Origin of the sequence: Paraburkholderia sp. BL6669N2 (assembly GCF_003387275.1) — a bacterium.
GTDB lineage: Bacteria > Pseudomonadota > Gammaproteobacteria > Burkholderiales > Burkholderiaceae > Paraburkholderia.
Genome location: NZ_QUNA01000002.1, coordinates 735,198 through 760,253 on the forward strand (window position 1 = coordinate 735,198; position 25,056 = coordinate 760,253).

General features: G+C 57.1%; 16 protein-coding genes. 6 read left to right on the forward strand and 10 right to left on the reverse strand.

Going from position 1 to position 25,056, the window contains the following annotated elements; translation table 11 throughout:
- The first annotated feature begins 155 nt into the window (after positions 1 to 155).
- Positions 156 to 1,328, forward strand: a complete 1,173-nt coding sequence (locus tag B0G80_RS25940; protein ID WP_116120740.1) for a reverse transcriptase family protein — start codon at positions 156 to 158, stop codon at positions 1,326 to 1,328.
- A gap of 37 nt (positions 1,329 to 1,365) precedes the next feature.
- Here B0G80_RS25940 and B0G80_RS25945 read toward each other — a convergent pair whose 3' ends face one another.
- From B0G80_RS25945 to B0G80_RS25980, 7 genes are all read right to left on the reverse strand, one after another.
- Complete coding sequence (locus B0G80_RS25945) at positions 1,366 to 3,285, reverse strand: hypothetical protein (RefSeq protein ID WP_116120742.1); 1,920 nt, start codon at positions 3,283 to 3,285, stop codon at positions 1,366 to 1,368.
- 8 nt (positions 3,286 to 3,293) lie between these two features.
- A complete protein-coding gene (locus B0G80_RS25950; RefSeq protein ID WP_116120744.1) occupies positions 3,294 to 5,261 on the reverse strand; it encodes a hypothetical protein in 1,968 nt (655 codons plus the stop codon).
- Positions 5,258 to 5,767 (reverse strand): hypothetical protein, encoded by a 510-nt coding sequence (locus tag B0G80_RS25955; RefSeq protein WP_220377492.1) that lies wholly within the window; start codon positions 5,765 to 5,767, stop codon positions 5,258 to 5,260. Before B0G80_RS25955 ends, B0G80_RS25950 begins: the two co-directional genes overlap by 4 nt.
- Positions 5,768 to 6,775: 1,008 nt before the next feature.
- A complete protein-coding gene (locus B0G80_RS25965; protein ID WP_258879034.1) occupies positions 6,776 to 8,521 on the reverse strand; it encodes a CocE/NonD family hydrolase in 1,746 nt (581 codons plus the stop codon).
- 107 nt (positions 8,522 to 8,628) lie between these two features.
- Positions 8,629 to 10,080 (reverse strand): MFS transporter, encoded by a 1,452-nt coding sequence (locus tag B0G80_RS25970; protein ID WP_116120749.1) that lies wholly within the window; start codon positions 10,078 to 10,080, stop codon positions 8,629 to 8,631.
- A 173-nt stretch (positions 10,081 to 10,253) separates the two neighbouring features.
- The gene (locus B0G80_RS25975; RefSeq protein WP_309568787.1) at positions 10,254 to 11,474 is read right to left on the reverse strand and encodes a porin; all 1,221 of its coding nucleotides are present in this window, start codon (positions 11,472 to 11,474) and stop codon (positions 10,254 to 10,256) included.
- 649 nt (positions 11,475 to 12,123) lie between these two features.
- Positions 12,124 to 12,780 (reverse strand): TetR/AcrR family transcriptional regulator, encoded by a 657-nt coding sequence (locus B0G80_RS25980; protein ID WP_116120751.1) that lies wholly within the window; start codon positions 12,778 to 12,780, stop codon positions 12,124 to 12,126.
- Positions 12,781 to 13,457: 677 nt separating this feature from the next.
- Between B0G80_RS25980 and B0G80_RS25985 the strand changes: the two genes are divergently transcribed.
- The 5 genes from B0G80_RS25985 to B0G80_RS26010 all read left to right on the forward strand — a co-directional run bounded on the left by B0G80_RS25985 (position 13,458) and on the right by B0G80_RS26010 (position 21,582).
- A complete protein-coding gene (locus tag B0G80_RS25985; protein ID WP_116120753.1) occupies positions 13,458 to 15,092 on the forward strand; it encodes a 3-(methylthio)propionyl-CoA ligase in 1,635 nt (544 codons plus the stop codon).
- Positions 15,093 to 15,709: 617 nt separating this feature from the next.
- Positions 15,710 to 16,845 (forward strand): IS3 family transposase gene (locus tag B0G80_RS25990; RefSeq protein ID WP_408967691.1). Its coding sequence is split into 2 segments (ribosomal slippage): positions 15,710 to 15,974 and positions 15,974 to 16,845, totalling 1,137 coding nucleotides; the frame shifts between segments, so codons are not numbered across the junction.
- Positions 16,846 to 17,115: 270 nt separating this feature from the next.
- Positions 17,116 to 18,405 carry an EAL domain-containing protein gene (locus tag B0G80_RS25995; protein WP_181920068.1) on the forward strand — a complete coding sequence of 430 codons (1,290 nt, stop codon included), beginning with the start codon at positions 17,116 to 17,118 and terminating at the stop codon, positions 18,403 to 18,405.
- 651 nt (positions 18,406 to 19,056) lie between these two features.
- A complete protein-coding gene (locus B0G80_RS26005; protein WP_258879035.1) occupies positions 19,057 to 20,886 on the forward strand; it encodes a CocE/NonD family hydrolase in 1,830 nt (609 codons plus the stop codon).
- A 30-nt stretch (positions 20,887 to 20,916) separates the two neighbouring features.
- Positions 20,917 to 21,582 carry a TetR/AcrR family transcriptional regulator gene (locus B0G80_RS26010; protein WP_116120759.1) on the forward strand — a complete coding sequence of 222 codons (666 nt, stop codon included), beginning with the start codon at positions 20,917 to 20,919 and terminating at the stop codon, positions 21,580 to 21,582.
- Positions 21,583 to 21,669: 87 nt separating this feature from the next.
- Here the strand turns inward: B0G80_RS26010 and B0G80_RS26015 are convergent, their stop codons facing one another.
- The 3 genes from B0G80_RS26015 to B0G80_RS26025 all read right to left on the reverse strand — a co-directional run bounded on the left by B0G80_RS26015 (position 21,670) and on the right by B0G80_RS26025 (position 24,771).
- A complete protein-coding gene (locus B0G80_RS26015; protein ID WP_116120761.1) occupies positions 21,670 to 22,338 on the reverse strand; it encodes a TetR/AcrR family transcriptional regulator in 669 nt (222 codons plus the stop codon).
- 124 nt (positions 22,339 to 22,462) lie between these two features.
- Entirely contained in the window at positions 22,463 to 23,722 is a 1,260-nt protein-coding gene (locus B0G80_RS26020) for an NADH:flavin oxidoreductase/NADH oxidase family protein (protein WP_116120763.1), read from the reverse strand.
- Positions 23,723 to 23,793: 71 nt separating this feature from the next.
- Complete coding sequence (locus B0G80_RS26025; protein ID WP_116120765.1) at positions 23,794 to 24,771, reverse strand: alpha/beta hydrolase; 978 nt, start codon at positions 24,769 to 24,771, stop codon at positions 23,794 to 23,796.
- Positions 24,772 to 25,056: the final 285 nt, after the last annotated feature.

The following is a 25,056-nucleotide window of genomic DNA, read 5'->3' on the forward strand; positions in this document are numbered from 1 at the left end:
GGCTTCGTGCCACGGGACCATACTTCGGTACCGGACTCAGACTACTGCAGTTCTATGGAATAGCATCCGCTTGCGGCTAAGGTCACCCGTCACTAGCTCGTGGCGAGGGCTTCGGCCAGCGACGGGCGATCTCACCCCCTCAGGGGTCAAAGTAGATGGGAAATTGGCGTCCTCAACACTACCGGACAATCGGATCAGAGAAAGGCGTACCTCGCGACGTCCTTGATGCCGCTGTCCAGACTGGCAAGGCAATCGTGCGCACGGATGCGCAGCTTGAGCCGGTTTTCACCTTGCGACACCTAGCTTATCTTACCGACTGCGACTACGGCTTGCTGCGTGCGATCGTTGGTCGATCTATCCAGAATCCCTACCGCGTCTTTCGAGTTCACAAGCGACCTGGTCCTGATGGTCAGAAGAGGTATCGGACGATTTGCGCGCCTGATCCACAACTGCTGACGGTTCAACGATGGTTATCGACTAACGTTTTGAACCATGCATCATCATCGATTCACGCTGCAAGCACGGCATTCGCACCAGGATGTACGCTTTTAAACGCAGCCGAACCTCACTGCGGAGCTAGATGGCTTATCAAGGTTGACGTCCAAAACTTCTTTGAGTCGATCTCTGAGATTGCTGCTTACCGAGCTTTCAGAGGGCTAGGATATCAACCGCTCGTGGCGTTCGAGTTCGCGCGGTTGTGTACGCGCCTAGGGCGCAAGACGTCACGACGTTCACATGCGCAATGGAGGCGTGCTCCTTGGCGGCGGTACAAAATTGCTGCATACAATCACGATCAATACAGGATTGGACATTTACCGCAAGGCGCCCCTACGAGTCCGATGCTCGCAAACATCGCAATGCATGGAGCGGACGAAGCTCTGCATGCCCTCGCCAGGTCGTCTGGGCTGACATACACGCGATATGCTGATGATCTAACGTTCTCGACAACGGCTCTGGATTTCAATCGTGAACTTGCGTCTATCGTCGTGCGCAGTGTTTACCGTATCTTGGGCGAATACGGATTCTCTCCCAATGTAGCCAAGACTCAAATAATTCCGCCTCGGGCGCGAAAGATTGTGTTAGGCCTGTTGGTCGATGAACCAAATCCCCGACTGCCTCGTGAGTTTAGGGAGAAGATGCGAATGCATCTTTACTACATCAAGAAAGACGGCGTCGGCCCCGCTCGCCATGCTGCTAATCGAGGGTTCACGGCAGTCGCAAGCCTTCGAAATGTCTTGTACGGTCTGGCTGCGTTTGCCACACAAATCGAGCCGCAATATGGTTTAAGTATTCGTAAGGAGCTTGATGCGGTTGCTTGGCCGACTTAGTGTGACCTGCTGAAACTGCCCAACCGCAGCAGCCAGATCAACGAAGGCTATGCGGATGTTTTCTTTGTCCTTGAACGCGCATGACCACTACATCGTAAGACGTCACCTGACCCGGTGGCGTTCGGCTTTGCAATGAGATCTGTTCCTTCAGATGGGGCTGGCTTCCGCCGCGATCCCACAAATCAAGCACGAGAAGGAAACCGAACGTGACGTTTGTCGTCTGGTAAGCCGCGGTTTGAAGACCGTAGGATCGCAGTAGGGCATCGTGATCCATCTCGGACATCGTGCGTTTCACTTCGGTGACGGTGCTCACACCCAATGCAGAAAAGTATACGTCGGCGCGCCCAGCTCCTTGATCGCGAACTTCCATATTCACGTGGTCCCGGAGGCCAGACATTCTTAAAAACCGGAAATAATCCCGCTGAATAATGTTCTCAAGCGGCAGGTCATCCGGTCGCCGGATAAAAAGATACGCTCCTTCCGGATCGCTGGCTGTACCGGTCTCATGTCGGTGGCACAGGAAGTAAGCAGAAAGGATAAGGACTGCCGTGAAGAGAGCCCGTGCAGGACGCAGTGTAGAGAATTCAGCGTTTCGCTCCATTTGGGAGAGAATGCCCATGACCATTTGCTCGACCACTGGATTCTCGTCAAGCGACAGATCGAGCAAGGTTGAATGAAGCAACGCTCCGAGACTTTTCCTGGCTTCTAAGGGAACCTGGCCGGCATCAAAAATGGCTTGGAGTGTCCGGCCTTCACTCCTGCCCAGGAAAGGGCGGTGCAAAACACTGCTCTCTCGCGCTTGCTCCACCGCATGCCGCATAGCCTCTGCATCTGGCAGAAGGGAGGAGTGCTCGTTTTCCTCGATCCACTGGTCGAGCTCATCCAGATGCCTTCTGTGTGCAAGCAACGAGGCAGTCAATCGCGGACGAATGACCAGATCAAGCCCTGTATCGCCACCTTTGAGCAGGATGGAGCGACTCGCTTGATAGACGGCGAGCAGTTCGTCTTCGATGGCCAAAGCGGCATTCAGCCACACTTTCTTGTTGAGCTGAATCTCAAGGGTGCCGAGTTTTGACGCCAGCAACGTCCAGTGCAATCGCTCACGCGACTGCGCGCCCAGCCAGGATGGTTGAGGATCGTCTTCGGCTCCGAGGTAAGCGCAATACGTCCAGGCAGCATCGACCAAGCCAGCGATGTCCGTGGTGGAAGTTGCAGTGAAACCCTCCCGCTGTACCTTTACAAGGATGCCAACACAGCGAACATAGAGTTCCGCGTCGACACGATTTTCACTGGACTCGGAGGCGATGCTGAACCAACGCGATGCCGCTTCGAACGATTCCGCAGCCGACTCTTGCGTGATGGCGTCGAAGCCCTTTGTCAATGCGTCGAAGCCTAACTCCATTGCGGCCTCGTCCTTGGACTCAGACATTTCCAGAAGTTCGATAAGCTTGTCTCGGAATTCCTGTTCCGGAGAGTGTGCCAAAACCACGCCAAGTATTTTAGCGACGTGCCGAAGGAAATGAGGGTCGTCGCTGACGTCCACGTCTGTAAGAAGCCCCTTCAGTTGATGCAGCAGCCCTCTCTGACGCTGCGCAAGAAGTAGAGCGCCATGAAGAGCTTGCGCTCGTACGCCGTATCTCAACCCTCTATCGTCAATCAGTTCCACGAACGCCTTCCACATGCGTCGCCGCAGTGTTTCGCTGGGATCCCGTTTCGAGACAATTTCGACAATCTCCGCCAAAGCGGCGGGGTCCCGCGTTGCCGAGACGAGTTCCACCGCTGAATCGTCTGCAAGTGCCTCCCCAGCTTGCGAATAGAACCAGGAAAAGAGCGTGGCGGCATGAGGGCCATGCGACTCCTGTCGCACCAATTTAAGGAGGGTGTCGCGGTCCATACCCAGCGAGTGGATACGGTTCATTTGCCGACTGGCGGCGTGCAACGAGTCTGCGTCGGTCATGATCTGCCCTAGAACAGCGACGCTTCGCCTCGAGCATGTCGCCGATGGGATAGGGGCACAACGTCGTCCAATTCTAGTCGATAGATGGTGCCGATAAACACTTGGACACCCCCCATCTCGTGCGCCACTCGCGACACGTTAGCCAGCATCTCATGGAAGTCGGCGTCGATGACTTCCTCCGCTCCTGGCGAGTCAAGGAGCAGAAGCCCTGGATGCCTTCCCAAGCCCCGCGCCCGAGCGACCTCCACGGCGGCAAGGGCAGCAGCGATCTTGACTCGCAACCGCTCTCCCTTTGTCAGCTTTGAGAAGCTGGTGTCTGCTCCTCCCTGGATCAGCTTGAGGTGCCCTTGGCTGTTCAAAGTGGCTTGGGTCAAATTTCTGACACCGAATATGGTCGATAGGCGCTTAACGGCGTCGCCCACGTCGCGGAGAATTTCCGTTTGCAGCCCATCTATTACGGCCCGGGTCTTTTTCTCTGCTGCGTCGAGAACGACTTTGTCCTGCAAATCCAGAGGACTTGGAGTGTCCGAGGAGTCACCAAGCAGCGATTTCAGTTCTCGGGCAGTGGCGTCGAGCTCGGCAAAGCGAAGTTCGACGTCATCGCTCTTTTCGCTCAGCGTGATTTGGGCAGCATCCAGTTCTGAAACGAGCGCGTCGCGCGTCGTATCGAGTTCCTTCAGATGGTCGCGTGCCGCAGCGACGTCGGTGGCGACGAGCGTGAGGGCGCTCCCGATGTCCTTTAAATCCTGTTCCGCTTCCTGCAAGCGAGCATCCTGGTGTTCACCCTCCGTAAAGGGGAGTGCAGATTTGCAAAGGAGGCAATGCTCATCGTTCGAGGGCGCAAGATGCACGTGAAAATCTGCTTCGCACGCTGGGCAGCGCTCCGGGCGAAGGTTTCGGAAAACGTAACAGGCATCCCGCTCGTCCTTGAGTTCCTGCACGAGTCGCGCCTGGGCCAGTTTTTCGGTGCGGATTCGATCGTGATGCTCGAGCAACCGCTGTAATGTTTGACGAGCGACGCTCACCTCGGCAAGATTTTCGGCAAGCTGTGCATCGAGCGAGGACGTGCGTCGACGGAGATCTGCTCGCTCCGCTGCCGACGACGATTTGCCAGTGATGGAGGCTAGATCCTCTTCGATCCTCTGCAGACTGGCACGGACGCCAGCAAGTGGGTCATTCGCAGGTCGTGCTGCTGGCGCCAAGATCTTCTTTGCGGCGGTAATCGCTGTAAGGGTGGAGACCCAAGGCATTCCGATAAAAAGCTGCAGAAGCCGGAGCGGAAGCCCGTCTATAAGCAATTCCCCGAAAAGCGCCTTGCTTTCGGCGTTGCCGCCGACGGAGAGTGCGCCGGCAACGGCTGGCCAGCTATGCTCGTAAGGCGTGCCGGCTTCATTAACTGCATGTAACTTCGCGAAGCCGAGCTCTTCCATGAAAAGCGCTTCCACGTGACCTTTTAGCCCAGCGAGGAGGCCATCGTAAAGGACCGTCCATTCATTGTCCGACCGCCTGGACAGCCTTGCCGTCCCGCTCGAGCTCTGGTTCGCGCTTTCCTTTTCAACGGAGATCTGGTATTCGATTTGATCGACGCGCAAATCGACAACTATCGTGGACAGCCAACGCCATACGTCCGGCTTGATATCGTTGGGAAATTCACCTTGCAGTGCAGCCTTCAAGATGTTCAGGACGGAGGATTTGCCGCGACTATTGACGTCCGACATTACCGCCCAGAGGCCAGTCCCCAAGTCCTGCCAGTCGAAGTGGAATGGACTGCGCCCGGTGACTTCCTCCTTCACGCCCGAAAATGAAATGGAGGTAAACGCAACCTTCCGGGCGCGTGGCGCCGTCGCCTGTGCCCTGATACCGTGCCGTCGCAGGGTGTCCTCCACGGCCGATCTGTCCGTTTGCGAAGCACTGGCGATGTCGTCCAGCCACTCGTTCTCGCTGGCCAACTTCGCGGTTGGTCCATGTGTGCTCATGCTAGTTTCCTCTTCAGCCCATCCAGTCTTGCTTTTACCTTATCGGCAATGCTCGGTATGACGAAGCCCTGCGGCGTGTTGCTGTATTCCTCGTGTTCGTACTGCCAGCCCTTCAGCTTGGAGCCGCTCTTGGCGGTAGCCACTTTCATCGCCAAGCGAACCCGGTCCCTGTACCACTGGAGGTCGGGGACTTCATCCATCGCCGTATCGAGAAATGAAAAAGCCTTCGGATAAAGGTGGTAGTCGTACCGCCGGTTTTCTCCGTCCTTCACCAGTTTCATGGGGCGTACCAGCCCAAAGGCATGGAGGGTGGAGAGCGCGGTTTCAATCTTCTGGTAAGCACCGAAGTGCCAGCGCACCATGCTGATGACCCGTACTGAAGGTTCCTCATTGGCGAAGATACAGTCCACCACGTCAAGCAAGCTCGTATCGTGGTCGGCCTCGTAGAGATCCAGCAGCGCATCGGCAAGATAATCGGGATAGCGGACCAGGAAGTCGATTGCCATTAACCGTTTCTCACTTTGGAAAAGATGCGTAGCCTCATCCTCAGTTGGCTTTTCTAAAGCGTGGCTCCCCCCAGCCAAGATGAATAACAAACGCAGAGTGTCCCTGTGTCGGGTACCGCGCTCGGGCGACGCGGGATGCATATGATCAACCGCGGTTGCGTTGGACATCATTGCCGCCTTATTCAAAGCTTGGATTCTCGGGGTTAATCTACGAAGGATAACGGAACCAGCCGAGAATTTCTTAAGTCGTTGCCCGGTTCAGAGCGATCAATGGCAACCCAGCAACGCTGTAATACGTGGTAAATACTCATGCACGCGGCCGGCCGGTTCTGTCGTTGTGTATCCTGTCGCGGTATGCCAAAAGGTTGAATTCTACCGTGCGGGCGGGCCGTTCTTTGGCTGACAACGTCGAGGCAAGCCGCAGTCATGTGAATTTGGCGTGTGCCTTGCACTAGCCTCCCACATGTCCGCGCTGAGAGACGCCTTGCCACGCCGGTGAGGTCAAGCACGGTTATGGTGCCCGCAAGCGCACTGGTCTTGGACCGACCGGTGATCTCGTTAGTGAGGGCGGGCATCGCTACTCTTAATGCTCGCGGGACCGTAATACCGGCGAGCAAGCCGAACTCTTCGACACCTAGCGTGAGCGCTGCCCGCTCTCCCAATGAAGAATAGACAGGATCGCGTTCTCCATCGATAGCTTACTTGGCCGGGTCGCAGTCGGCAGCCTGGCAGCTTGACCGAGCTTGCACAGCACAATGGTTGCGATTGAGTATGTCGTCAAACTCGATTCCGGTCGTTTGGATCACGGACGGCAAGGTTGCGCCGCCGCAGCAGCCTGAGATGGTACTCCCGAGTAGTGCCTTTGAGTCCAAGTAGAGGGCGATCGCTGTTCCGGCGTAGGGCATGAGCGGTTGCGCCGCCGTCATGCCATTGGTGAATCCTAGGCGAACTCCAGCCGAGAGGATACTTGTTTCCCACAGGTTCCGCGCATCCTCTCGGATCTTCAGATCATCGCGACTTTGGCAATGTCGGAATCAGCAAAAACGGCTTTTGAGTCTTGCTGGCGTGAAGAGTGGTTGTTCCTGCAAATGTACCCGATGGTCGATCCTGTTCATCGTTATGAATGAAAGGTCCGCATCCGCGCATCGGGAACTTCATGTTCGACAGTCGTGCGACATCCAGGTTATGTTCATAGTCACGCCCGCGAACCGAGAGGCCCAGCCGGTAGCCTGCCGGGATTGCAATCGACGTCGGCCAAATCTCCACATCAACCTCGACTGGCAAGCCAGGAACCAGCGGCTCATGGGTATCGTGCGTGTGATACGGCCGGTACGGCTCACTGAGCGCGGGGTCCGTCTTGCGGTGCGACACGCGCAGCCAGCCCTGTGCAAGCGGCGCGTTCGGATCCAGTGCACCACGAAACAGAACCTCCTTCCCATCCGGTGCGAAAACGCGCGTGACGAGGAAGAGATCGGCGTCATCCGTAGACGATGAGACAAAGAGCTTGGCGGCCAGCGGACCCGCGATCTCTAGCGGCTCAGAGAGTGGGGCGGTCAGGAAGTCAATACCATCGCCCATTGCGTCGAACGAACTCGTGACGTCGGCATCGCCTGCAGTACCCGATAGCTGATTGTTGACAAGGTCGAGGTAGAGGCGAGTCCAAACGGTATTCGAAAGCGGCCAGGCCGAATCCGTGCGATCTTCAAACTTGCCGTGAACGTCTCGAAGCCGATACTGCACGCGCGGACGCGAGGTCCATCCGTTGGATTCGCCCTTCAGGTAGTAGTTGAGGAAGTCCTTCTGGAGTTGTACACCATAGTCAGTGTAAAACTCGGCCCAGTGCTCGCCGTCATGAAGTTCAAGCCACTTGTCTTCCGAAGCGCTACGCACAAAGCCCTCGATGTTCCCTCTCAGATGCAGGCCATGTCCCCCCCAGTTGCCTGCGGACAGCAACGGAACCTTGATCTTCGAAAAATCCGGCGATCTCTCACGATAGCTGACGCCGTCCAGCGGATTTCCGACGATACTCTTCCAGTCGCTGACACGGCGCTTGGCAAGCTCTTCATCGCTGAGCGTCTCATCGCCGCAAACGAGAGCTCCCGTGAGCCGACTGCGTGGCCCCTTTTCACCGCGTCCATGCTGGACCGTCTGAACTTGCATTTCAGCCCAGTCCCGCGGGAAGGTTGACCGGATTCCTCCGTGATAAGTCAGGTCACGATAACGATCGGAATACCCTTCCCAGATGCAGATTGCAGCGAGACTCGGAGGCTGCAGTGCAGCGACGCGCCACTGGTTCGCGGCGAAATACGATACGCCGTTCAGACCGATCTTGCCGGTACACCATTCCTGTTTGGCCGCCCACTCGATGCAGTCGTAGAGATCCTGCGTCTCGCGCGGCGAAGCGCAGTCAATGACACCTTCGGATCGGCCCGCGCCGCGGGAGTCAACGCGCACACATACGTAGCCGTCCGGCACCCACTTTTCCGGATCGACCACCTCCCAGTTCTGGTACTGGTTCGAGGACCCCTGGACCGCGTCCGGAAACCGATCTTCGAGGATCTTCCACGCAGTAGAGTAACCGTCCTGGAACGACAGGCCTTTTCCGTACGGGCCGTAGCTGAGAATTGCAGGGTACCGTCCAGGACCGGCAGGGCGGAAAATGTCAGCTCTAAGCACTACGCCGTCGTCCATCGTAATGGGCACATCCCACTCGATGACCATCTGATCTGGTTGAAGTTTGTTTGATTCTGTCATTTGGTGCTCCATGGAGGATGTCCATCCCGTCAGAAAGATGGACAATGAAAGTGAAAGTGCCTGGTGATTCAGGATCGGTGCCCGATGGATCTGCGCAGACCGAGTGTTCACGACATCTGTTTGTCTATTCCATCGACACGCGTGGGGACGGTGTTTCGCGGATACTTCAAGCGAACCCATTTAATGACGATTGCTGCACACGAAACCAGAACAGGTAAGCTCATCAGCATCGCAACCTGTGTCAAAGTCCATCCGCGACTGAGCAAATAGGCGCCCACAAAGCCGCTCAGAATTCCGCCCAGACGACCGCATGCGCTCATCCAGCTGGTTCCAGTCGCTCTGACGTCAGTGGGATAAGTCAAAGCCGCCAGTGCGAAAATTCCGGATCCAGACCCGCCGATAAAAAAGCCGGTGGCAGCGATCAAAATGCCTAGAAACACTGCATCATGAACTGCGGAACCAAGAGAGAAAAACGCGATTGCGCCAAAAAGGAAGGCACCAGCGAGAGCTAGATGCGGGTTCCAGCGATCCATGAGCCAACCGAGTGAAAGCACTCCTATCACGCCGGCAGTCTGGAAGATGCCCAGAATCACGGCGCCGTGCTGGGGAGAGAAGCCCGCATCGGACAAGAGCATCGGCAACCACCCTAACAGGATGTAACCGGAAAGAGATACGCAGAAGAATGCAAGCCACAACATAACGCTTGATAAGCCGAACAGCTTCGACGATGCCGTGGTACGTGGAATCGGTGCACTGACGCGTGCCGCCGTTTCTCGGGCGATGGTTTCCGCATACGGCAATTCATTATCTGCGACGCGTTGCAGGAGTCGTTCAATCTTGGCGGGCGACCGTCTCCGGCTAACCATGAAGTGAATGGACTCGGGCAGGGCGAGTATCAGTACCGGTACGAGCAGGAGGGATAGAGCGCCGCATACATAGAAGACGCTCGGCCATCCCCAGTGCTTCATCAGCATGGCGGCCGCAAAGCCGCCTGCCGCCGAACCTAGGGTGAAGCCGCACAAAACGGACGTGACAGTCGCGGAGCGGTTTCGAGCCGGCGCATATTCGGCCGCCAGGGTGGAGGCGTTCGAGATTGTCGCCCCCAATCCCAGCCCAGTGACTAGCCGAAAGGCAGCGAGCCAAGTCACGTCCGGTGCCAGCGGAGAGACGAGCGTGAGAACACCAAACCATGCCACGCCGACGATAAGGACCACCTTCCGGCCATACCGGTCCGCCAGTGGACCGCTTAACAGAGCACCGATCGCGACACCCATCAGCGCAGCGCTGACCAGGGGGGCGAGGTCACGGCGGGACACATGCCAGTGATTGGCAATGGAAGGAGCTACGAAGCCAATCAACGTCGTATCGAAACCGTCAAGTACGACAATCAAGAAGCAGAGAATGGCAACTTTTGCGTGAAACCATCCGAATTTCTGTGAATCAATCAGCTGGTGAAGCCCGCCTGCGCGGGCCGTTGGCGAAATTTCCATCGTCTCCTCCATTGTCAGCACTTCGTCGTGACGAAGAGTCGTGTTCGGCTCGCAGGTGGACAACAACATGCCGACCTGCGATTCTATTTAACTTATCAGTCGATAATCTACCAGTGGAAACGCCAGGTCGTATTAACTCGGTAACGCCTCATGCTTTGTCGTTCCTTAAGTGACGACCTGCGATCGTCGTCTGGCTCGTCGGGGCGTTATGCGGGGCGAAGAATGAATTCTCGCCGACCGCTTCAGAACCACTTTCGCAGGCCCGCACCGATGGCCAGCTGGTTGTGGCCAATCGTTGCGGGATTGGTAAGCGGACTGCTGTTTATGCCGCCTCCAAGAATGCCTTGCGATTTGTTGTTTGCATATCCAACGTCTGCATAGAGGGTCGAACTCTTCGACAGGAAGTAGTTCATCCCCACCTTGTAGATATCCCCGCCTGCACTGCTATTACGCAGATCCTGCACGTGCATCCAGTCGCCCGATAACGCGAACGCGGGCGTGACGTACCAGCTCTCGGAGACGTAGTACCAGTTCTGGTTGGCGCCGGTCGTGGGGTTGCGGAATTTGGTGTAGTTGAGGCCCGTCCTCGTTGAGCCAATTACGTAGGTCGCGCCAACTGTAAAGGCCTGTAGCCACGTGTTGTCGGTCAAGCCCGTCGGGTCCTTTGCGCTGAAATAGCCCGAGACCAGTCCGAGTGTTCCGTTGGTCCAGTTGAGGTTTGCCGACCACGTCGATTTATTCTGTACATCACCTGCTGTCCCGCCGAACGAATACAGGGCGCTCCCACTGAACCCATAGGTATTCGCTGGGAGGCTCACTTTGACTGCATTGTTCACCCATAAGTACATCAGGCCGCCGTTCACGGCACTGTTGACGCCCGCGGCTGCTCCAGCAAGCCCCAGCTTCGGGTTCAAATTCGAGGAGTTCTGTAGCATCGCCGACGACAACGATGCAAAGTTAGAGAATCCGGTTGCATCGGCAGTCATCATTGCATCGTAGAGTGGGGACCAAACTCGACCAAACAGAACGGTTCCGACTGGGCTTACCACCCCGACGTTTGCGCTTCGATCAAACAATGAGTTTGTATCGTTGGGAAAGGGGAGTGCGAAGTTGCCTGAACCGGTCGCTGCATTGAAGCCACTCTCAAGTCTGAAAGTGATTTTCGTCCCGGCCCCGATATCCTCGACGCCGTACATGCCCCATCGGCTCGTGAATTCATTGCCCGATACCAACGAAACCGCACTAGCTGCCTTACCAGTCGCCGGGTCCGCACCCGCAGAGGTTCGATAGTTGATCCCGGTATCAACCTGTCCGTATAGCGTGATGCTTGACTGTGTATGCCCCGTTAGCGGCACCATTGCAGCTAGGCCAGTTAGAAGCTGGACGGCCAAAAGGCGTCTTGATGGACGTCGCAGCCGCATCCTTGCGTTACGGTTTCGGTCGATGGTAGTGCAACGGTACATTCCTGTCTCCTATTAAATAAGGTGTACTACTTATTTGTTTTGAAAATCGTGTAGCAGTTGATGAGGTCAATGTCGGGATGCGCTCACCGACAGCAGCTCGATATTTGCTCGACGGAAGTGGGCCGGTTGGGACCCCAAATCCGAAAAATGCGACGCCACCTCGACGCATTGGCTACGACTTTTTGCTACAAAGTATCGGCAACTGAAGCCGTTCGAGTCACGAACCCTCTTTCTAGCTCTGGCTTAGAGACGGCAATAGTCTCGCCGGAAGGGGCCGACAAAAGCCAACGAGCTAGCCGGCTGTCATAGTTGACCGTTCTTTAGTGATCGTTCGATCAATATAAATGTGCGAGAACGTGAACGCAAGTTGCGTTTTCTTAGGTCTAACCCTACCTAGACGTGGGAATTCTTTACGGAGTTCGTTCGAATGAAGGCAAAGACTACTGCCCCCAAGATCGCAAGGGTCCGGATGCCACTCGCTATGCGCGTGAGAAAGAGGGTCTATCCGGGTGATGGATGAGCGCACAAAGCCTTGACAGCGTCACCCGTGTAACAGGCATCGAGCAGCATATCGTGCTACATCGCTGTCGTGCGGTCGGACCAGTTATACGCACGGATCAGCCGCGCGCCGGACGGGTGGGGCTGATGTTTAAATCGCGGCTTCTAAATATGCAACGGCGGCGGCCGAAGCCTCGGTGGCAAGGGTTTTCCAAGGCATTGAAACGAGTGCGCCGTCGTTACCGCTTGCTTTCCCAACGATCGCCGAAGCGATGATCTGAAAAGAAAAGGTAGCTATCAATTCGGTACGAGCAGTCTTCAGTGGCGGCAGAACCGAGGTTAGGACCGCGCGATACTGCAGGTAAATATGCCGACGGCCGAGAGAACCTATTTGACTCAGCGCAGGGTCCTTGACCCGGCGATCGAACAACACCTTGTGCAGTGCTTCATCACGACAAAAGCTCTTCACCAATACATCTACCAGGGCGGCAACGAGGCGCCGAATGTCAGTGAACTGCTCCTCTTGCAAACGTTGGATGACGGCCTGCTCAATCCGGTCGGTCACTTCCTGCTTGATGACGGCCAGAATGTCTTCCTTGGCGCGAAATCGACGATAGATGTTGCCCACTGGCAGACCTGCCTTCTCCGCGACGGCAGCGATCGAGAATCCGTCGATACCTTCGGTCCGCAGAAGCAGCTCGGCGGCGGAAATAATCTTCGCGAGCGCCTCGCGGCTTCGTCGCTGAAGCGGCCGCAGGACGTGCGGAGAGTCTTCGAGGCTGAGGATATCGGGGGGTGTGGCTTGCATTGTCGAAGGCTGGCGGTTTTTTGTCGGGATCGGGAATTGCCGCGGCGCGTGGGGAAGGTACGAAGCTTAGTATAACGCAGGCGTTGTCCCCCTCGCGGGAACTCTCCAACCTTAAGCAGGTGTTTAAATTAAGGGGAAGGTCGCGTCGAGACCTGCAGTCGCCGCGTCATCGAGGCGAAAGCAGCTACTTCTCAGGCAGACACATAACTGTCAGCGGGTATGGGTTCAAAGCACGATAATCTGCGTTCTATCGGACATCAGGCATATCGACCCGGAGGTCGGGAGCGCTGGGGCGGTTCCGATCACTAGGGACGGCATTTCGCCCATCTCACTAGGGTTACACCTAATACGAATGCAACTTGCGTTCGCATTTCGACGTCAGTATATTTATCGAACGCTCATTTGAGGTCGCGTCGAACGGCGCAGACGCGCGACGGAGCGGCGAGCGGCTTTCTGTACGACCGCACTCAATGTGGAATCGAGATGCACGTTGGCAACCTGGTTCAATCGAGGTTGCAGTTGGCGCCCCGTCCTGGATGCTGGTGATGGAAAAAGTTTTGACGTCGAGAGCATCGGCTCACCGATGAAAATCCGGCTCAATCGGAGACAAATGAGTCTGTAAATGCGCGAAGACGCAACGACTAACGACAGAATTGTAGTCCCAGTCAGAGGAAATTATGCAACTGTTCGGTCAGATGATGTATCAGCCAATGCTCCTGTCGTCACTGCTTGAGCGAGCTGCGCGCCAATACTCCGGAGTGGAGATCGTTTCGCGCGACGCTGAGGGAGACATTCATCGCTACACCTACCGCGATTGCCATACTCGCTCGGGTCAGCTCGCTCAGGCTCTGCAAGCCTATGGAATAAAAGTCGGCGACCGAATCGGTACCCTTGCATGGAACGGCTATCGCCATATGGAGACTTACTACGGGGTGAGCGGTATAGGTGGGGTATGTCACACGATCAACCCGCGTTTGTTTCCCGACCAGATCGCTTACATCATCAACCATGCGCAGGACAGGATGGTCTTCTTTGACGCATCTTTCGCGGCCTTGGTTGAGCAAATTGCGGGGCAATGTCCCCGTGTCGAGCGCTGGGTCATGCTTTGTGAAAAAGCGCCACTTCCGCCAAGCTTCAGTATCAGTGTTGAAAGTTATGAGGATCTGATCGGCGGCCTCGACGAAAATTTCGAATGGCCTCACTTTGATGAGAGGTTAGCTGCGGTGCTTTGCTACACGTCTGGAACTACCGGTGATCCGAAAGGGGTTTTGTATTCACACCGGTCGCTCACGTTGATGGCTTTCAGTTCAGCACTGCCTGACTCGTTGGGACTGTCCGCTGTGGAAACGGTCGCCCCGGTTGTCCCCATGTTCCATGTGAACGCCTGGGGATTGCCGTTCTCCGCTCCGTTGGTCGGTGCGAAGCTCGTCTTCCCTGGCGCAAAGCTTGACGGGGAGTCTCTTCACTCGCTTTTTGAGCAAGAGGGCGTGACCTTGTCAGCAGCGGTTCCGACGGTGTGGCTGGGATTTGTTGACTACATGCGCCGTAGCGGCAAGGCGACCCAAACGTTCAAACGGGCCATTGTTGGCGGTGCTGCGTGTCCCCCTCAGCTTGCTGCCTCGATGCGGGAAGTTGGTGTGAAAGCTGTCCATGCATGGGGAATGACGGAGATGTCGCCACTTGGCACCGTCTGCTCCAGATCGCATGAACTTGCGCATGCGGGAGAGGATGAATGGGCGAGAGTGAGTACAAAACAGGGCCGAGCGCTTCCGGGCGTCGAGTTGAAAATCGTTGGACCAGATGAGACGGAACTTCCGTGGGACGGTACGTCGGCGGGAGAGTTGATGGCGCGCGGTCACTGGGTGGCGGACAGTTATTTCGGCAGCGATAAGTCGACCTTGCGAGATGGGTGGTTCCCCACCGGAGATATTGCAACCATCGACCCCGACGGTTACATGCATATCACCGATCGAAGTAAGGATGTTATCAAGTCGGGTGGCGAGTGGATTTCTTCGATTGAACTGGAAAATATCGCGCTTTCACATCCGGACGTTGAAAGCGCCGCTTGCATCGGTTGTGCGCATCCGAAGTGGGATGAACGCCCCCTACTGGTCGTCGTAAGGCGGGAAGGTTCATCATTGGATGCGTGGCAATTGCTCAGTTTCTACAGTGACAAGGTTGCCAAATGGTGTATTCCAGATGACGTCGTATTCGTTCCGTCTTTGCCGCTTACCGCGACAGGAAAGTTGCAGAAGGTCGCTTTGAGGCAAAAGTACGGCAACCACTTCGTCGATTCGCTTGGGCGAACATGACCCACTGGTCATACACCATTGTGCTATGCAGAACAACCGTTCAGTGGGAATGTGCACACTTCGGGGTGCCCACGCGTCGAAACTGCAATCGTAGACGGTGGCAATGGTGGTATCGGCCGGGAGCCGTGCATATCCGATCCACTCGGACAAGTGCACGGCGGAGAGAAAGCTACTGATGGTTGAGGAAGGAAGGCTGTCGTTCCTTCTTCGACGACCTGCAGCACTTGTCCTCAGCTCCCGAATCGCCGTATAGGCGTGACGAAGCCCAGCGGAGGCCACAGCTTGAGTCGAGATGCGTCGACACACGTAAATGCAATAGATGATCAGCTTCGCACACCGCCAAAGCGGATAGGAGCCGACTATTTCCCGTGGATCGGTGTCAGTCGGCACGCTAGCGCAGTACAGCTACCCGACCATAGACGTCCAATTTCCGGACGCCACCATGTGCATGGTCTTTCACGTGCTGAGTCCGCGGCCCCATATCACTTCTTGGAGAATCGCTTGTGAGTGCCGTTTTCAAAGACAACCAGAGGTGGCTCCGGAAATTCGGACAGTTCATTGAGTGGAAAAGCTGGGGCGTGAGTCGGTCATAATGGCCGGCGACAAGGAACCAGAAGATGACGAAACGAAACCGACGGACACACTCACCGGCATTCAAGGCAAAGGTGGCACTAGCGGCGCTCAAGGGCGACAAGACGCTGGCAGAGTTGGCCCAGCAATTTGATGTCCATCCGAACCAGATCACGGACTGGAAGAAGCAGTTGCAGGAGCGGGTTGCCGATGTGTTCGACGCGGGCAACGCGCCCCCAGCTGCACCGCCAATCGACGTGAGGGTGTTGCACGCGAAGATCGGACAGTTGACGTTGGAGAATGATTTTTTAGAAAGCGCGCTCAGCAAGGCGGGACTGCTGGGCGTAAAGCGATGATCGATCGTGATCACGCCCTGCCGGTGACGCAGCAGGCCCGGCTGTTAGGCATAAGCCGCTCGAGTGCCTATTATCAGCCGCGTGAGGTCAGCGAAGCGGATCTGAAATTGATGCGCCGGATTGACGAGCTTCACCTCGACCATCCATTTGCCGGGGCGCGAATGTTGGCACGTCTACTGCGTCGCGAAAGTATCACAGTCGGACGCAGGCACGTTGGCACCTTGATGAAGCGCATGGGCGTCGAGGCGTTGTATCGCAAGCCAAACACGAGCCGCAAGCATGCAGCCCACAGGATCTGGCCGTACCTGCTGCGCAACCGGAAAATCGATCGGGCCAATCAGGTCTGGGCGCTCGATACGAGCTATATCCCGATGGCGCGGGGCTTCGTCTATCTGACGGCCGTCGTGGACTGGGCGAGCCGCCGGGTGTTGGCGCACCGGGTGGCGATCACACTAGAGAGCTGCCATGCTGTCGAGGCGCTGGAGGAAGCGTTTGCGAAATACGGGCCGCCTGAGATCGTCAACACGGATCAAGGAAGCCAGTTCACCGCAACCGAATTCACCGACGCGGTTCTCGGCCGGAAGGTTCTCCTGTCGATGGACGGAAAAGGCGCCTGGCGTGACAACGTGTTCGTCGAACGGGTGTGGCGCAGCGTCAAATATGAAGAGGTTTATTTGAAAGCGTACGACTCGGTAGGCCACGCGCGTCGCTCAATCGGCAATTACCTGAACTGGTATAACCAGAATCGGCCTCATTCGAGGCTGGCCGATCAGACGCCGGATGAAGCATACTTCGCCACGCTGCCAGCGATAAAATCGGCAGCTTGATTGCCCCAACAATTCCACTTAAAAATCTCGGGACCCTGTCCGAACAAGCGGCGCCACCTCTACCTGCTCGCAGGACAGCATGCCATCATTAAGGGCGCCGGTCGTGGCATAAACAAGCGCATTGCCGAACGTCGGTGTAACCTCGGCTCGCTGCCGTTTGGCGACATGCTGCTCGACTCGTTGAAGTCACCTTGACACCTGTCGAATGCTTCGATCGGCTCTGTGCATAACCGTCTCAGTCGCGGAAGCGCGAATACGCTGGCCAATCAATTGAAACTTCCAGACATACTTCATTTCCACGAAAGTAACGCGCAATTCGTGTCTTTGTCAGCCTGCTTGGGTGATCTAACGCTTTCGAGCGCATTTCAGCCGATTTTTAGTATTTCGCATCGTCGTGCGATTGGATATGAGGCATTGCTTCGGGCGCGCGATCCTCTCGGAAACGAGGTTCAACCACTTTCGATTTTGGACGGTCCCATTGAACCGGGACGTTGGAGCAATCTCGAAAGGGGAGTCCAGTGGCTCCATGCTTCAAACTTCGTGCAGATGGCGAACGCCGGTGATCAGTTGTTTCTCAACGTCCGGCCGGATGGATTTATAGTCTCTGAGGCCTATCGCCAACTGGTCGAGAACAGCATGAGGCGCTTGCAGCTGGCACCTGACCAGGTTGTCTTGGAAGTGTTGGAGATGCCAAACGGTGATCTTCAGCAATTGGTGGACGGCGTTGCCTCATTTCGCCAGCTCGGCTTCCTGATAGCACTCGATGACTTCGGTGCCGGGCACTCCAATATTGACCGTGTCTGGCAACTTCAGCCCGACATCGTCAAACTTGACCGAAGGGTAATTGAGCGAGCCGCTCAGAACCCACGCTGGGCTCGTCAGCTTCCGAGGTTAGTGTCGTTATTACACGAAACCGGCGCGTTGGTTTTGGTCGAAGGCGTGGAGACGCAGCATGAAGCTTTGCTAGCGATAGAGGCCGATTCGGACTTTGTACAGGGATTTTATTTCGCACGTCCAGCTCAAAGCGGCGCTGACGAAGCTTCGAACCGGGCAACTATGGATTCGCTATGGCAGATGTTTCGTGCTCGCGTCGAGGAAAACGTGCGAAGGGAGTCGGTCCTGCTGGCGACTTACACTGCTGCCATGCAGAAAGCAGCCGAGCGTTTTGAGGCCGGCGTTGATCTGGCACAGACGTGCGAGGAATTTTTGCAGCTGGAAGGTGCTGAGCGTTGCTTCTTGTTAAACGCTCAAGGTGAGCAAAACGGTGCAGACCTCACCGCCACGCGAGGATGCGTTTCGCCGTCCGACCTGCTTCGCGCAGGTGTAGACGCGTCGGGAGCTTGCTGGGAACGGCGGCCCTACTTTCGAAATGCAATAGCTCAGCCGGGCAAGATACAAGTCACTCGCCCCTACCTGTCGATTAACGCGATTCATCTATGCGTCACGTTTTCGATCGCCGTCCTCGTTATGGAAGCGCTTTGGGTCTTATGCGCCGATATTAACTGGCAACATGTGGTGGATCGTTGCCGAACTGACAATGCGGCGCGCTGGGACTCGTGAAGAACAGTGCCACGTGATCTCTGCTTCCATCCGTTCGGGGAGGTAGTGCTCCAGGGCGTTCTAACAACCCGCGTTTGGCAACCACGTGCATCTCGTGCTGTCTAGAAAGGAACCATGGGAGAAGCGACCTTTGCCCGCCTTTGTGGCGGGCTTTTTTTCGCCGGAAGATTCCTATCAAAGCTGCACGGTCAATATGCTGTATCGCAAATCGCGAAATTTCGTGATGTCGAAAATCAGCGTATCGGCTACGCCGCACGTTATCCGCTGCTCGTTTGCCGTCGACTTGGCCCATGGCCCAGTCCAGAACGTTGCCGGCAAGCAATAAGAAAAATGAAAACTACTCAGAACCTTAGCGAATCAAGACGGGTGTCGCGCCGGGAAAGACCTCAGACTCGCTGCTATTGCTGGCTGGTCGTGGCCGATGACATCGGGGCACGCGGGGTGAGGTGCCCACGCCATCAGCCCGCATACCTTGCGGCTTGTTATTTGCGTAGCCAAATTCCGATACCTCACCAGCATCGTTGAGTAGTGCGCTAGGGTTGGCCCTAGCTTGTTGCTCTCGTCAGGTCGCTCTTACGATTAAAGCGGAACGAGAATCGCATTTACATTAGTGTAGGTGAAAAACCCAACCAACCGAGCGATGGACTGAATATGAAATTTTTGAAATTCGCCTCCGTGGCACTTGCAGTTGCTTCCGTGTTTGCGGCCACCCATGCCAACGCCGAATCCGCCAACATTCCGACTGCGCGAGAGGAGGTCGTGCTGCAGAATGGTCGAATAATGCTGTATGAGCAAAACGTCAAGGTACCGTTGCGGGACGGAAGTTACGTCTATGCCAACGTGTATCGACCCAAAGTGCCGGGCAAGTACCCGGTAATCATGGCGCAAGGCCCGTATGGCAAGGATGTGCCTTTCCAGGAAGCCTACGCATCGACGTGGGCGAAAACGATCAAATCCAACCCCGCGGTTTGCGCCGGGTCATCGTGCCGCTTTGTGCGCTGGGAGGAGACGGATCCGGAGCGATGGGTGGTAGACGGCTACGTCGTGATCGCCGTCGACGTGCGAGGTTCCGGCTATTCGCCCGGCTACTTGAACGTCCTGTCCGTTCGTGAGTCCCGCGACTACTATGACGCCATTGAATGGGCTGGCACCCGGCCATGGTCCAACGGAAAGGTCGGCCTGCTCGGCATTTCGTACATGGCGATCAACCAGTGGCAGGTTGCAGCGCTCCAGCCGCCGCACTTGGCCGCAATCGCCCCGTGGGAGGGAGCATCGGACCTGTACCGGGAGGTCTTCTTCCACGGGGGTATCGAAAGCGACAAGTTCTTCCAGATCTGGTTTAACGGGCAGATCCTGCCGAACCAGAATGGCAACGCAAAGACCCGCTATCGAGACCCGGGAACCCATGAGCCGCCGACGGGTGCACCGCTGCGCGACGATCAACTGAAGGCGAATCGCATCGACCCGTTAGACGAGGACCACGAGCACCCGCTGCTCGACGCGTTCAATGAGGAGCGTACTCCGGATCTGGCGCGCATCAGGACGCCGCTGCTGTCGGCCGGTAACCTTTCCGGCGCGGGGTTGCACGGGCGTGGCAACTACGAGGGATTTGTGCTGGCGTCGTCACCGAGCAAGAAGCTCTTCGTGCACGGTGGAACGCACGACGACAGCTTTTACGGTAAGGAGGGGATAGCATTGCAGCACAGGTTCTTTGACCGTTACCTCAAGGGCGTGAATAACGGCTGGGAATCTCTGCCACCGGTCACGATGACGGTTCGGGACCCGGCAGCGAAGCCCGCTGTCGACCGAGCGGAATCGACGTGGCCGATTTCCCGGATTGAGTGGAAGAAGTACCACCTCGACGCGGCGACGAAGCAGGTCGGCGAGCAGATGCCCGGCGCGCCGTCCACTGCAACGTTCAAGGCGGGACAAGGCGTCGCGACATTCGACACGACCTTCGATACCACTGAGGAGTTCTCTGGTCCGCTCGCTGCCCATCTTTGGGTGTCTTCGAGCACTACGGATGCCGATCTTTTCGTGACGCTGCAGTTGTTCGACGAGACCGGCAAGGAAGTCACCTTCCTCGGCGCGTCCGACGAAGCTGCGCCGCTTTCGCAGGGATGGCTGCGGGTCTCACAGCGCAAGCTCGATGAGAAGCGCAGCACGCCGGCGCAACCGTGGCATACACACGACGAAATACAGAAACTGACGCCGGGTCAGCTCTATCCGGTCGACGTGGAAATCTGGCCGACATCAATCGTGGTTCACCCCGGCTACAAGCTGAGAGTGCGTGTCGAAGGCTCGGATTTTGTCCGGCTGGGCGCTGATCCGACTCAAATGATCAATCGCGGGTCCGGATTTTTCCTTCACATGGACCCCGTGGATCGGCCGGCTGCGGAGTTTGGCGGCGAGACGACAATCGCAACCGGCGGCGACCATGACTCGTACCTGGTAATGCCTTTCGTGCCAGCGAAGAAATAGGCCCAGGGGCGGCTGCGCTAGAATGGGGGCATGAGATCTTTTGACACCTCTCCGTTCGTCGTGCCACCACAACAGGAGCGCAGCCGCGCCGCTCTGGCGCGTATTATTCAAGCCGCGGCGGAAGTGATGGTCGCGCGTGGGCTCGAGGGGTTCTCGATGGCTGAAATTGCCGCCGCCGCGGGCATGCCGGTCGGGAACATCTATCGACGCTTCAAGGGCAAGGACGACATCATCCAGGCCATCAAGTTAGACGCCACTGCACGACTTGAGGCGGCAGTGATGCAGAAACTTGACGGGCAAGATTTTTCCGAAGCGCGTGACCTCGTATTCGCCTATGCGCAATCGATGGCCGCCGCGTTCGAGAAGGACGAGGCGCTTCACAAGGTTCTTTTCAACCAGCCGACGATCAATCCAACTCTCTCGAAAATCGGAACCGAGGGCCGACTAAGGATCTACGACCAGTACAAGAAATCGCTCCTACCTTTGCTTGGCGACGTGCCGAATCGCCGCAAGGAGGTGTTAGTGCGCGTTTCTTTCCAGATTATTACTCTGGCATTTCTCGCCAAAGCGGCAGGAAACGACCAGCTAATGTCTGGCACCTCGTGGACTGCCGCTGCGCGCGAGTATGGAGAGGCGGCATTCCGGTATCTTGCTTCTCACGGTGATGGGGACGACTCGCTATCTGATCCGCGTTGAAGCGCCGGGTGTTGAAGTGCGTGGGTATGAGCGAGTCGTAAGATGGATGCCTACGAGCCCCGTAGGCCTGGTTGCCCAGAAGCTCGTTCAGGACTTTAGATAGGCTAGTGCCGCTGCGCCATACTCCGCTTTCAGCGCCGGCCAAGAAAGGGCATTGAGAATCGAGTCTCGACCACGTGCCTTTTCTACTACCGCTGATGTCATGATCTGGAAGGACACGCGCACTCGATTTTCGGCGCAAGCGCCGCTGACGTGAGGGAGCAGAAGCAAAAGAGTCTCGCGATAGACGCTGAAAATCCTTTGTCGGCCGCTCGTCCCGATTTCATCCTGGGCAGCGTCGCGCACGCGCTCATCATATAGCGCGAGGTGCACGGCTTCGTCTTGAGCGAATACCTTCACATTCAGAGCCATGTAGGCTGGGATGAAGGTGTCGATACTATGAAAGCGGCGTCGGGCGAGTTGCTGGACGATCGTGTGCTCAATGCGCGCGGTCACGTCTTCCTTTAACGCTTGCAGGATGTCGCCCTTGCCGCGGAATCTCCTATATAGGTTACCGACCGGAAGGCCCGCGGCTGTTGCGACCGCCTGAATCGAAAAGCCATCGATCCCGTCTCGACGCAAGACGAGACCGGCAGCTTCGACGATTCTCGCCAGCGCCTGCCGGCTGCGGTCTTGTTGCGGGGGCAGAACGTGGCGGGAAAATTCGAAGGTCGGCATGTTCGAAAGGTAAAACTCCTCAGTCGGGAAGATCTGCACAGCCCGCGGGCCTTGCACCCGCTTCTAAAAAGAAACGGGGCAGTTAGACCGCAGGCCAACGCTGCTGGGCATCGGCAACGCCGATGGCGCACGCACGCCCCAACGCGGGAGAGAGGATGTGTAGTTAGACTTGCTGAGTCTCGACCGCGTTGCGGGCCAGCCACGCCTTCAGATAGCCCGTCTCCAGCGCCTTGAACTGTTCCACAGCGGCCTCGCCCGACATCTCCAGATCCGGCTCGAGGCCGTCGGCCATCCGGTCGATTTGCACGTTGCACCAAGGCAGGATGAAGAAGACCTGCAAATTGGCCTCGGGGCTCGGGGCGTGGTCCGCTTCGCCGCGTAGAAGCTTCCCTGCGATGTCAGGGTCGACGCAGAAAGGCCGGCCGAGGCCCACCAGATCCACCTCGCCCCCTTCAATTGCGTGAGCCATGGCCTTGACGGTACGAAAGCCACCGGTGACCATCACCGGCATCTTGGCAATCTGGCGGATCTCGGCAGCGAATTCGACGAAATAGGCCTCGCGTTTGATGGTACTGGCCGAACGGCCGTCTTCGCCTTCATCCTGGAACGTAAGGCCGACGATCTTCGGCTGCTCCACCGAGCCCCCGGAGAGCTCCAGAAGGTCCAGGCTCGATTCGTTCAGCCAGCCTACGACCTCCAGGGCATCTGCTTTGGTGAAGCCGCCCTTCATGAAGTCCGACGAGTTTAGCTTCAGCCCGATAGGGAAGTCGGGTCCCACAGCGGAGCGGACGGCGGCAATCAGTTGCAGCAAAAACTCGGCGCGATTTCGCAGAGATCCACCCCAGGCATCGGTTCGGGTGTTGGAACGGCCGCTCAGGAACTGCGAGACGAGATAGCCGTGTGCGCCATGGATATGGATGCCTGTAAACCCGGCCCGTTTGACGAGTTGTGCGGCAGTCGCGAACTGCGCGATTGCATTGCGGATTTCCTCCGCACTCATCTCCCGTGGCTTGGCATAGCTGCGGCCGAGCGTCGCGGGGACTTCCATCTCTACGGACGACGGCGCAAGCGGCGCCGGGTTGATGGCGGAGGCAACCTGCCGGCCAGTATGGCCGAGTTGCGCCCAGAACGCGGCACCCTTCGACCGACCGGCCGCAGCTACCAGCGCCAAGTTGTCCAATCCGGTCTCGTCGACGACTACCACGTTGCCCGGGCGCTCCAAGTGCGTCGGGTCTACCTGGAAATTGCCAGAAAGCAGCAGGCCGGCGCCGGAATTTGCCCAGCGGTGGTAGAGATTCACGAGGCGCGTGGTCGCATGGTTTTGGTCGTCCGCCACGCCCTCGCTCATCGAGGCTTTTACCAATCGGTTTTGGAGCGTGGCTCCGCAAGGCAGGGTGATAGGTTTGGAAATTGTTTCAATCATGGTCGGTCTCACGGAAGGAAGAATCGGTTGATGAGTGAAGGGAAGAACTGCTTTCGCAGCCGCCGCCGGACTCAAGCGATGGCAGCGAGAATTCGATCGCGCATGGCCGCAGGGAACGTATCGGGGATGAGTTGCGCGTGTTCATTCGCAAGCTTGTCCCGCTCGCTTAGCGTCCGGCGGAGAAATAGCGCAACCGACTGGGCGACCATTTCGCCGAGGCTCGCGGACGAATCGAACCCGTGCCAAGCCCTAGAAATGATCTGTAGGTCAGTCGTAACCCCGTGCTGAATCAGCGCTTCATAGACGCAAAGGGTGTGGTGCGGCGGGACGAACCCGTCGGCGCCCCCATGCCACAGTGACGTTGGGGGGAAATCGGCTCCGATGTACGCGAGCGGAGAAATGGCGGTCGCAGCCTCCGGAGTGGATGCGTCGTCGAGCAACACGCCTGCCTGCAACTCCCCGGCCGCGTTGTTGTGCACCATCCCCGTAGGGGAGACATCCAATTCCGGCTCGTGGTAGAACAGCACTGGCGGATAGAGGGAAATGACGGCATCCGCGCGAGCAGAAGTCGGGTCGTTGAGCCCGGGTTCCAGCCACTCAGGATTGTCGGCTGTACCAGCCGCCATGAGCGCCAGGTGTGCACCGGCACTGAACCCTTGAATCGCAATTCGATTAGGCTCGACGCCCAGTGCCTCAGCGTTCGCGCGCACCCATCGGATGGCACGATGAACGTCGTGTATCTGCGCTGGCCACGGATCCTGTGGCACCAGACGGTATTCGATCGAGATGCAAGTGAAGCCGAGTGAGCTCAATTTCTCATTGCGTGCGGCGACCATCTTACGGTCGCCGAGCCGCCACGCGCCACCATGCACCTGAATGACCGCGGTCCGCTGCTGGTTCGTTGGTTCAGGAAAATACAGATCAGCGTGCAGATCACGACCGTCCGCTGTCCCGATCACCAAATCCGGCAGGATGCCGACCGTCGCACCGCGAAACGCGTGCGTGGGCGCGGAAACGTCGCTTTCTTCAATGTACGAATCAGTCTTCATGATTTCTCTCTAGAAAGTGCGAACGGCGAAGACGTCCGCGGGTACTGTTCGACGCTCTTGAACCATCTGCGCGTCGCTGAGGGCGTCGACAGCCCTTCCAACTTGCTCCAATTGAGCGCAGTCCTCTGTCAATCCAGTGCCCTCGGTGGACCTCGGGAGCGCTCGACGTGCTTCAATATAACGCAAATCGGATTCGCATTCGCATATTAGCAAACATTAGCCCCACTGGCGAGACTTCGGAAGAGGGAGGGATGCTGGTAGGCGTCGCATCCGGTCCGCCTGACT

Bases quoted from the DNA above. Each gene is read 5' to 3' on its own strand.
- B0G80_RS25945 (WP_116120742.1), bottom strand. From the start codon at position 3,285: ATGACCGACGCAGACTCGTTGCACGCCGCCAGTCGGCAAATGAACCGT.
- B0G80_RS25985 (WP_116120753.1), top strand. From the start codon at position 13,458: ATGCAACTGTTCGGTCAGATGATGTATCAGCCAATGCTCCTGTCGTCA.
- B0G80_RS25975 (WP_309568787.1), bottom strand. From the start codon at position 11,474: ATGTACCGTTGCACTACCATCGACCGAAACCGTAACGCAAGGATGCGG.
- B0G80_RS26005 (WP_258879035.1), top strand. From the start codon at position 19,057: ATGAAATTTTTGAAATTCGCCTCCGTGGCACTTGCAGTTGCTTCCGTG.
- B0G80_RS26010 (WP_116120759.1), top strand. From the start codon at position 20,917: ATGAGATCTTTTGACACCTCTCCGTTCGTCGTGCCACCACAACAGGAG.
- B0G80_RS25940 (WP_116120740.1), top strand. From the start codon at position 156: ATGGGAAATTGGCGTCCTCAACACTACCGGACAATCGGATCAGAGAAA.
- B0G80_RS25970 (WP_116120749.1), bottom strand. From the start codon at position 10,080: ATGTTGTTGTCCACCTGCGAGCCGAACACGACTCTTCGTCACGACGAA.
- B0G80_RS25950 (WP_116120744.1), bottom strand. From the start codon at position 5,261: ATGAGCACACATGGACCAACCGCGAAGTTGGCCAGCGAGAACGAGTGG.
- B0G80_RS26025 (WP_116120765.1), bottom strand. From the start codon at position 24,771: ATGAAGACTGATTCGTACATTGAAGAAAGCGACGTTTCCGCGCCCACG.
- B0G80_RS25980 (WP_116120751.1), bottom strand. From the start codon at position 12,780: ATGCAAGCCACACCCCCCGATATCCTCAGCCTCGAAGACTCTCCGCAC.
- B0G80_RS26020 (WP_116120763.1), bottom strand. From the start codon at position 23,722: ATGATTGAAACAATTTCCAAACCTATCACCCTGCCTTGCGGAGCCACG.
- B0G80_RS25965 (WP_258879034.1), bottom strand. From the start codon at position 8,521: ATGACAGAATCAAACAAACTTCAACCAGATCAGATGGTCATCGAGTGG.
- B0G80_RS25955 (WP_220377492.1), bottom strand. From the start codon at position 5,767: ATGGCAATCGACTTCCTGGTCCGCTATCCCGATTATCTTGCCGATGCG.